We start from the raw sequence: 8,976 nt of genomic DNA, 5'->3' as shown, positions 1-8,976 counted from the left end.
CCCCCGGCCGAAGGCCGGGGGACGGTGAGGTCGGCGGCGATCTGCGCGCCGGAGTTGCCGCCTCCCACGACGACCACGCGCTGCCCGGTGAAGTCCTCGGCACGCCGGTAGTCGCGGGTGTGGAGCTGCCGCCCGGCGAACGCGCCGCGGCCTGGGACGGCCGGGAGGAAGGGCCGCGTCCAGGAGCCGGTGGCGCTGATGAGCGCGCGGGTGTGCCAGGTGCCGTCGTCGGTGCGCGCAAGCAGGCCGCCGTCCGCGGCGTTCTCCACCGCCGTCAGGCGCACGGGGCGGTGGACGGGCAGTTCGTAGCGCTTCTCGTAGTCCGTCAGGTACTGGACGACGTGGGGAGCGTCCGGCCACTCCTGCCCTGCCCCGGCAGGCATGGGGCGCCCGGGCAGCGAGGAGTGGGCGGCCGGCGAGAAGAGGTGCAGGCCGTCCCAGTAGTGCCGCCAGGCCCCGCCCGGGGCGTCGGAGGCGTCGAGGATCGCGAAGTCGAGTCCGGCGCGCCGCAGGTAGTAGCCCGCCGCGAGGCCGGCCTGGCCCGCGCCGACGACCAGGACCTCGGCGCGCCGGACCGCGCTCACGCCGCGGCCCTGCCCCGGCGCGTGAAGATCAGCGCGACCAGGGCCAGGCCCACCGCGCCGCCGACCAGTTCCATGCCGATGAATCCGGGCAGGGAGGACGGGGCGATGCCGGCGAAGGTGTCGGTGAACGCCCGGCCGATGGCGACCGCGGGGTTGGCGAAGGAGGTGGAGGAGGTGAACCAGTACGCGGCACCGATGTAGGAGGCGACCGCGACGGGGGCGGACCGCAGGTGGCCGGTCTTCGCCAGGCCGAAGATCAGCAGGACCAGGCCGGCGGTGGCGACGACCTCGCCGAGCAGCAGGTGCCCGGCCGAGCGGTCGTGCGTCGACCACTGCACGAGGGCCTTGCCGAACATGGCGTCCGCCAGGATCGCGCCGCCGATCGCCCCGGCGATCTGCGCCGGAATGTAGGCGGCGACCTCCCGCAGGCCCAGGCCCTTGGGGTCCCTGCGGCCCGTCCACCACTCGGCGAGGGTGACGACCGGGTTGAAGTGCGCTCCGGAGACGGGGCCGAGGAGGAGGATCAGCACGCCGAGGCCGAAGACGGTGGCCAGGGAGTTGGCGAGCAGTTGCAGGCCGACGTCCTCGGTGAGTTCGGTGGCCTGGATGCCGGAGCCGACCACGACTGCCACCAGGGCGGCGGTGCCGACCAGTTCGGCGGCGATCCGGTTGGCGAGCGGGACGGCGGGCGGCTCGACCGCGAGCGGCTCCGCGGTGTCGGATCCGGCCTCTATGGCGCTCAAGAGGGCACTCCTCGTGCAGGGCGGTCGGGCCGCCGGGCTGGGTGGGTGGGTTCAGCAGGACCGCTTGCGGTTGTGCGCAGCGGCCTCGCGGGCGGTGGCGGCCAGCCCGGCGACTTCCGCCGCGACGGCCTCGAGGGCGTCGGGGCGGAGCATGTAGTAGGTGAATCGGCCGCACGGCTCGGTGTCGACCAGCCCCGCGTCCCGGAGGATCTTGAGGTGGTTCGACAGATTGGTCTGCCGCGCACCCGTCTCCTCGACCAGGTGGGTCGTGCACAGGGCCTCTTGCGCGAGCAGCGCGAGGATCTGAATCCTCAGCGGGTCGGCCAGGGCCTTCAACACGTCACTGTCGACTGACATCACCATGGGCTGATACGTTAGCGGCTGTCGGGGGAAAACCCAAGCACACGGCCCTGCACCGGGTCGGTCTGCGCCGCGCGCCCGCGGATCTCGCTGAAGGAAGAACCATGCCCACCACGCCTGCCGCGTCCGTGCTCTTCGTCTGCATCCACAACGCGGGTCGCTCGCAGATGGCCGCCGGCTTCCTGCGCCACCTCGCGGGCGACCGCGTAGAGGTCCGCTCGGCCGGCTCCGTGCCCGGCGACCAGGTCAACCCGTCGGCGGTCGCCGCGATGGCCGAGCTCGGCATCGACATCTCCGACCAGAAGCCGAAGATCCTCACCACCGAGGCCGTTCGGGCGTCCGACTACGTGATCACCATGGGCTGCGGCGATGCCTGCCCGTACTTCCCCGGCAAGACCTACCTGGACTGGAAGCTCGACGACCCGGCCGGCCAGGGCGTCGAGGCGGTCCGCCCCATCCGTGACGAGATCAAGCGCCTCATCGAGGGCCTGATCGCCGAGATCGACGCCGAGCAGCAGGAGAGCTGACGCCCAGCAACGAGAACTCCGACGTGCGCGAGGTCGTCGTCATCGGCCCCGGTCCCGCCGGGTACACGGCCGCGCTCCACACGGCGCGCGCCCGGCTGAGGCCGCTGCTGTTCGGCAGCTCCGTCTTCGTCGGCGGCTCGCTCGCCACCACGACCGAGGTCGGCACTTCCGCCCGGCCACGAGGTCCTCGCCCGTCTGGACGGGCGCACGCATGCCGCGTGCCGGGAGGTGCGGCTTGCCCAGCGGCCTCCACCACAGCCGCCGTGGCGGTGCGTGATGCGGCGCACGCAGGCGGAACGCGCCGTGGGGGCATGTCGACCGACCCCTTCCGTGCCGTGCAGTTCACGCCGAACGTCCACCTCCTCGCCGTGGGCACCGCCATGACCGGCGCCGGGGCCGTCCTGGGCGTGGCGGGGGGCCCTGATCGCCACCGCCCTCGCCACCGCAGGACGCCGGGTGACCACCGCCTGGGAGACCCACCCCGTGGAGATGGCCTCCCGCACCGCCCGCCGGGCCGTATCCGCCTCCCCCGCCGTCCGCGACGCCCGGCACTCCGACACCGTCTGAACCGACAGCTTCACGCCGGAGCTCAGCACGTCCGCGCGGCTGCCGCGATCCCCGCCGGCGGGACGACGGGGAACCGTGTTCCGTCCTGGACGACGATGGAACGGCCGAAGGCCGGTGGCAGGCATCACCGTCGGTGGCCGCCCACGTGGAGCGGCCACCGATGCGGACGCCGGGGTGGGCCGTGCGGCCCACCCCGGCGCTCAGTGCCGGCGGATCGTCACCCCGCTTGTCAGGGGATGACCGGGTGCGAGATCTGGCAGCCGCCCGCGCCGCCGTTGTAGTCGTTCGACCAGGTGCCCTGCATGGCGAAGGAGCCGGTCGCGAAGGTGACGTTCTGCGAGCCGCCGACGCCGCCGGTGCCCTTCCAGGCGCACTTGTCCGCGTTCTCGGAACCGGTCGAGTCGGTCCAGCCGCCGGCCGGGTTCTGGTCGGTGATCGTCTCCGCGTACTCGTGGCCGAACACCATGGTGACGCCGTCCAGCAGACCCGCGTTGCCGGTGTTGACGTAGTTCTGGCCGCAGGAGGGGCCCATGTCGGTGACGTACGGGTCGTTGGTGAACGCGACGTCGCCGTACGAGGACGGCGCCGCACCGCCGGACAGCGTGGTGTCGCCGTTCCAGTCGTGCCATGCGCAGAACTGGCCGCCCGAGGTGTTGAAGCCGTCCGGGTGGGTGCCGGTCGGGGAGAGCACCACGTACTGCGCGTTGCGGTTCGACGCGGCGGTGGTGTTGCCGAAGTGCCCGGCGGCCTTCACGGCCTCGGCGGCCAGCTGGTTGCCGGTGGCCTGACCGGGCGCCGCCGTCGACCCGTCGACCCAGACACCGGCCAGCGCACCACCGGTCGGGTAACCGACGTGGTCCGCCGTCGATGCGCAGGTCGTCGTGCCCGTCGCGACACCGTCGCAGTACTGGCTCATGACGCCGGACCAGGTCTCGCCGTTGGTGCCCAGCCCCTTGAACAGCTGCTGCGCCCGGACGCCCACACCCTTCGGGTCACCGGAGAGAGTGGTGTAGCCGTTCGCGTCGGTGCCCTGGGAACCCCACTGGGACCCCCAGAAGATCAGGTAGACCTTCGGCGCGCCCGTGGTGACGCCGATGCCGTCGACGCCGCCGCCGAACTTCAGGTTGGCGGTTCGCTTCGACCCGGCGCCCGCGGCGCCCTTGGCGGGGACCACACCGTGCCGGTAGGGGTGGCTGGGCCCGGCGAACTCGTCGGACGGCTGGTTGGCCTGGGCCGGGGCCGCGGCGAAGCCCGCAGCGGCGATCACCAGGGAGGTCAGGCCGGTCAGCGCCTTGATCCTCGCCTGACGATTGGTGGGGGAAGAGCCCATCGTGAGGGTGCCTCTCTCCTGCCGACCGCGCGCCGGCAGGGGCGGCGGCCGTGGGGGGCCAACGGGAAGTCGACGGCGGTACGCGACAACCCGCCGGGAGACCCTCGCGCCGACGGACCTCGCCACCGTGCGAGGAGGGTTGACGGTTCATCCCATGGGGCTGGGGGGGCGGCCTGCCATCGACCGACCCGCAGCAAACCAGAGCCTCGGAAAGTGCGTCAACGAGGTGAAAGGCAAAGGAGTTTTGTGCAGGAGATAGCGAACAGCAAAAACTCGCAGGTCAACATGGGTTGATGCGCGTAGCGCGATCAACCCTCAACAGTTGAGGGGATGGCGTTAACAGCATGAAGGTGAGAACACATGGAAAGGCCCGGCGACACCGACCGGTAACACCGTCCGGGTTCACCTCGGCCGATGAATGCCGGTGCATCGACTGAACCTGGTCCGACCCGGGCGAGGAGTGGTCCGCGGAGCCGAATCGGGGCCTGCGAGGTGCTGCGATGACTACCTCGGCGACCCGGGCGCATCCGGCCTCACCGCCCGCTCCGAAGTCCTCGACCGACCTCGGCAATTCGAACGGTCGCCAGCTCTTCGAACCGGGCGGTAACCCATCCGGGAACCGCTGCCCCCGGTGCGGCGAATTCCTCTCCCCTGATTTTCATGGACATGATGAATGGCGTGACGTGACGCATTCCCTCATCGTGCGATCGCACCTCACCCGCACGCCGTCGACCAACGGAACGTGTACGGATACCGCGCAACGCGACCCCGGCACACCGCGCTTCATCGCTCCCGACCGTCCCCACAGCATCACTTGTCGGACCGTCAGATGACAGCGGGCCTCTCTCGCGACCCCCCGGCGGACTGCGGGACGCGCGGCACCGTCTCCGCCGTTCGGACGTCCCGCAGTGCGCCGTCGCTCCGGCCGGGAGGGCGCCACGGTGACGCCCCGGTCGGTGATGGCCTCGATGAGTCCGGCGCCGGGCTCAGCCCGCGGACATCGGTCGGTCCGGCATGACCCTCAACAGTTCTGCGGCAGCCCAGTGCGGGCCGCGGGCCCGGACGTCGTCGCGCAGGGCGTTGATGGTGGTGCGACTGTCGGTCAGCAGGGCGTGGACGGTGTCGCCGACGGACCGGGGGGCGAGGGTGTTGGGGTCGAGGCACCGGCCGACGCCGGCTCGCTCGGCGTCGTGGGCGATGGCGAACTGGTCGCTGGAGAAAGGCAGGACGAGCGCCGGCACCCCGGCAGTCAGACATTCGGTGAAGGAGTTGTTGCCGCCGTGGTGGACCATCGCGGCGGTGGCGGGCAGCAGGGCCTGTTGTGGGACCGTGGCCGCGATGTGGAGCCGGTCGGTCGGAGCGGTGCTGAGCGCCGGGTCCCGGGTGAGGTCGGCGACCCGATCGCCGGCCGCGACGATCACGGATGCGTCGGTGTGCCGGAGAACTCCCTCGGCGGCGATCCGCAGAACATCGTGCCGGGCCGACAGGAAGGTGCCGAGCGCGACCAGGACGAGCGGTCGACCGCGAGTGGTCAATCGGTCGACGACGGCCTGCCAGGCCGGATCGAGGTCCGCTGCCGCCGGCCCGCTTCCGCAATGTCCGGTGTAGAGGACGCTCGGCCCGATCGGGGCCGGAGGAAGCCAGGGGAACGCCGGGTAGTTGAAGACGACCGCATGCGACGAGCAGAGCGTGAACGCCCTCTCGGGGACCGGGCGGTTCGGTGCTCCGCTGCGGATGGCCGTCCGGAAGGCCGCGGTGAAGGCAGTGTCGTTGGCGGCCGCCGCATCCCGGAGGCGGGCAAGGGCTGCCGCATCGGGGCGCACGGTGTCGGGCCACGCGTACGGGAGGCCGAAGAAGGCGTCCGAGCCCACGGGGATGTAGCTGGGGTGGCCCGGGCAGAACGTGGCGTACGGCAGTGCCAGGCTGTGCAGGGCCAGTGTCACCGGGTAGCTGAGCTGGTCGACGATGTACCAGTCGGGCCGCACTCGGCGGTCGAGGTCGCGCAGGTCGTTCAGAATCCGGTCGGGCTCGGCCAGCATGTCGGCGCGGCGGTGGCGGGCCTGGGTGAGGAGCGCGGCCACCGCGCCCTCGGCGGTCGCTGCGAGGAACTCCCGCAGCCGGGCGGCCTCGCCGTCCTCCTGGGCAGTCCGCTCAGCGATGCCGTGGTTGGCGTTGCGGGTGACCGTGAGCTCCAGGAAGCCCAGGCCCGCCGAGTCGGCCAGGTCGGCGAAAGCGGGTGTGCAGGCCAGTGAAACGTCCGCGCCGGCCCGGCGCAGGGCCGATCCGAGGACGCTCAGCGGCACGGCGTGCGAGCGGAACGGCGGGCTGATCACCACAACCCGGGCCATCGTGTCCTCCCTGGAGTTCCGGGCGGCGCCGGAGAGGCGTCCAGCCCTTCCGATGATGCCAGAGCGGGCCGGGTCCCCCGCTCGGTGCGGGCCGTCGGGGTGCGGCCGACCGTACGCCCAATCCGTCCGGGGCAGGAATCCGAAGACCGGGTGTGACGCCTGCACGACACCGACGAGAGGCCGACCCCGTGGAGCGGGACAGTCCTGGCGCAATCACGCGACCGAACGTCGACCCGGGCGAGCCGGTGGCCGACGAACTGGCCGACTGGCGGAGGCACTTCTGGGGCCAGGGCTCCCCCGTCGACTGCGGCCGGGACCTGCTCGGGCTGCTCGCCCGGGCCGAGTACGGCCGCGCCGCGGCGGGTCCGGGGACGGCGGGCCTGTCCACGGAGGATCTCGCCACCGCGGCATGGCGGCGGGCGGCCCGCGACGGCGTGGCGACGGACCCGGTCAAGCTGGTGACCGCAGCAGCCGGGTCGCCCGTCGTTCGGACCGCGCTCGCCGAGGCATGGGGCGCGACCCTGGCGGCCGGGCACGAGCGGCAGGCCACGATCGCGCTGCGCCGTCGGCTACTGGCAGCGCCGCCCGCCGGCGAGGCCGCGTTCCTGCTCGATCTCGCCGAGAGCGGTGGTCTGCAGCCGCTGACGGCAGCCGAGTGCGCTTCCCGGGCCCGGTCGGCGGACCGGGCCGAGAGGCACGCCGCCTGGCGTTACGTGTCCGGGATCCCACGGGGCGCGGAGGTGCTGCCGAGGGTGGCGCCACGGAGCGCGGATCGCTACGAGACGCTCCTGTTGGCCGCCGCCTGGCAGCGGGCCGTGCCCGGCGCCGCGGCCGGCCACGCCTTCCGCCAGGCCGTTCGGCTCCTGCCCGCCGAGGCCGGGAGTGCCCTGACCGTCGCCCAGTCCATGCTGCTGGGCAGGCTCGACGAGCCGGGAGCGGGGCTGAGTGGAGGCATGAGCGTCCTGTTGGGGGGCCTGGGCGATGCGCTGAACGGCACCGGCCGAGTGGGCCGGGTCCTCACCCTGGTCGCCGCCGGGCCCGCGGACCTCGGCCGCATGCAGCCGCTGGTGGTCCGTCGGGGACCCGAGCACTGGGTGATGAGGATCCCGGTCGACGCCGCGGAACCGCTGGATCCCCGGACTGCGGCCGAGCACCGTCAGGGTCTGGCCTGGTGGGCCACCCGGCTTCTGGCCCTGCCCGGCGCGGCCGCGGACGTCGTCCACGCCCGCTTCGCCGACGACGGCTCACTGGCCATGGCCGAGGCGGCACGGCGCAGTGGTGCCCGATTCGCCTTCACCGTGACACCGGACCCGCACCGCACGGCTGCCGAGCGCCACCGTGGCCTGCCGGTGCACGCCCTCGACGAGCCGGCCGCGGCCCTGCGCCTGGACCTGCACCGGATCTTCGTCGCGGACCGGCTGGTCACCCGGGCCGACCTGCTGGTGACGATTCCGGGCCGGGCCGGCGCCGCCGACCTTCCCGACCACTTCCCCCAGCTCGCGCCGCAGTTCGGCTCCCCGCGGATCGCGGCCCCGCCGGAGGGCATTCCGCCGTTCGAGTCCCATGAGGGCGACGAGGCTCTCGCGGCCTCGCTGATGGGCCGACTGTTCGCCGGCGGACAGCGGACGGACGGGCTCGACCCGGACGCCGTCGGGCTGCGAGTGCTGCTCAGCGTGGGGCGGCTGCACCCGGTCAAACAGCAGGACCGGCTGGTGGAGGCCTGGCTCGACGCCGGCCTGCACACATCGACAGCACTGCTTCTGATCGGCGGCGCCGGCTGCGACGCGACACCCGTCGAGACGGACATGCGCGGCCGGATCGCCAAACTGCTCGCAGAGGAGCCGGAGGCCCGGCGGCGGTTCGCGCAGTGGCCGGCGTTGCCCAACCGGCACGTTCGCGTGCTGGAGCGGGCGCTCGCCTCGGGCCGCTGGTGCGGACCGGCCGTCTACGTGTGCCCGAGTGCCAAGGAGGAGTTCGGGTTGGCCGTGCTGGAGGCCATGGACGCCGGCCTGCCGGCGGCAGGGCCCGCGCGCGGCGGCGTGCCCCACTACATCCGGGACGGCGTGAACGGCTTCCTCCTGCCGACCGGTAGTGGCAGCGAGCTCGCCGCGCGGCTGCGCGCGGTGTGCGGGCTGCCTGCGGACCGGCTGGCGGAGGTCGCCGCCCGCGGCCGTGCCACGGTCGCCGCACGCTTCTCGGCGGCGGCCATGGCCGAAGCGCTGGCCGCCGAGTACGTCACGGTGGTGGAGGCCACGGCAGAACCGTGAGCACCCCGCCGGCTCCCAGCGTTCACGCGTCTCGGTTGTTCGTGGCGTGGACGAGACACCGAGTTGGGCGGCCGGGAACGGTCCCGAGCGGGAATCAGGGGGTGACGCCCGGGTCCAGCCGGATGGCGCCGCCGCCGGCAGAGGTACCGCCGGGGGCCGCCCGCCGCCGCCCCGGGGGCCAAGAAGAGCGCGGGGCGGCGATCCCCAGGCCGCCGCACCAACATCTACTCCACCCCAACGGCCGCGCTGG

General features: G+C 73.1%; 7 protein-coding genes and 1 pseudogene. 3 read left to right on the top strand and 5 right to left on the bottom strand.

Annotated features, from left to right (window positions below):
* The 3 genes from ACFV0G_RS20125 to ACFV0G_RS20115 form a co-directional block, all read right to left on the bottom strand.
* Window positions 1-584, bottom strand: a 584-nt coding sequence (locus ACFV0G_RS20125; protein WP_380549287.1) for an NAD(P)-binding domain-containing protein, incomplete at its 3' end; no start/stop codon positions are given.
* Complete coding sequence (locus ACFV0G_RS20120; RefSeq protein WP_380549284.1) at window positions 581-1,327, bottom strand: aquaporin; 747 nt, start codon at window positions 1,325-1,327, stop codon at window positions 581-583. The genes ACFV0G_RS20125 and ACFV0G_RS20120, both read right to left, overlap by 4 nt.
* A gap of 51 nt (window positions 1,328-1,378) precedes the next feature.
* The gene (locus ACFV0G_RS20115; protein ID WP_380549281.1) at window positions 1,379-1,690 is read right to left on the bottom strand and encodes an ArsR/SmtB family transcription factor; all 312 of its coding nucleotides are present in this window, start codon (window positions 1,688-1,690) and stop codon (window positions 1,379-1,381) included.
* Window positions 1,691-1,791: 101 nt separating this feature from the next.
* On the opposite strand from ACFV0G_RS20115, the gene ACFV0G_RS20110 reads away from it, so the two are divergent.
* Together ACFV0G_RS20110 and ACFV0G_RS20105 are read left to right on the top strand one after the other, a co-directional pair.
* Complete coding sequence (locus ACFV0G_RS20110; RefSeq protein WP_380549278.1) at window positions 1,792-2,214, top strand: arsenate reductase ArsC; 423 nt, start codon at window positions 1,792-1,794, stop codon at window positions 2,212-2,214.
* Window positions 2,211-2,375 (top strand): annotated as a pseudogene (locus ACFV0G_RS20105) (thioredoxin-disulfide reductase); the annotation flags it as partial. The gene ACFV0G_RS20110 and the pseudogene ACFV0G_RS20105, both read left to right, overlap by 4 nt.
* A gap of 635 nt (window positions 2,376-3,010) precedes the next feature.
* Here ACFV0G_RS20105 and ACFV0G_RS20100 read toward each other — a convergent pair.
* Entirely contained in the window at window positions 3,011-4,111 is a 1,101-nt protein-coding gene (locus ACFV0G_RS20100) for a hypothetical protein (protein ID WP_380549276.1), read from the bottom strand.
* A 986-nt stretch (window positions 4,112-5,097) separates the two neighbouring features.
* Window positions 5,098-6,459, bottom strand: a complete 1,362-nt coding sequence (locus tag ACFV0G_RS20095; protein WP_380549273.1) for a glycosyltransferase — start codon at window positions 6,457-6,459, stop codon at window positions 5,098-5,100.
* A gap of 245 nt (window positions 6,460-6,704) precedes the next feature.
* Here ACFV0G_RS20095 and ACFV0G_RS20090 point away from each other — a divergent pair, with 245 nt between their 5' ends.
* The gene (locus ACFV0G_RS20090; RefSeq protein WP_380549270.1) at window positions 6,705-8,726 is read left to right on the top strand and encodes a glycosyltransferase; all 2,022 of its coding nucleotides are present in this window, start codon (window positions 6,705-6,707) and stop codon (window positions 8,724-8,726) included.
* The last annotated feature ends 250 nt before the right edge of the window (window positions 8,727-8,976 follow it).

Source organism: Kitasatospora sp. NPDC059571 (assembly GCF_042735675.1).
Taxonomy (GTDB): domain Bacteria; phylum Actinomycetota; class Actinomycetes; order Streptomycetales; family Streptomycetaceae; genus Kitasatospora.
This window is presented reverse-complemented; position numbering and strand designations above follow the sequence as displayed.

Excerpts from the sequence above, each read along its gene's own strand:
- ACFV0G_RS20095 (WP_380549273.1), bottom strand. The coding sequence starts at position 6,459 with ATGGCCCGGGTTGTGGTGATCAGCCCGCCGTTCCGCTCGCACGCCGTG.
- ACFV0G_RS20100 (WP_380549276.1), bottom strand. The coding sequence starts at position 4,111 with ATGGGCTCTTCCCCCACCAATCGTCAGGCGAGGATCAAGGCGCTGACC.
- ACFV0G_RS20110 (WP_380549278.1), top strand. The coding sequence starts at position 1,792 with ATGCCCACCACGCCTGCCGCGTCCGTGCTCTTCGTCTGCATCCACAAC.
- ACFV0G_RS20115 (WP_380549281.1), bottom strand. The coding sequence starts at position 1,690 with ATGGTGATGTCAGTCGACAGTGACGTGTTGAAGGCCCTGGCCGACCCG.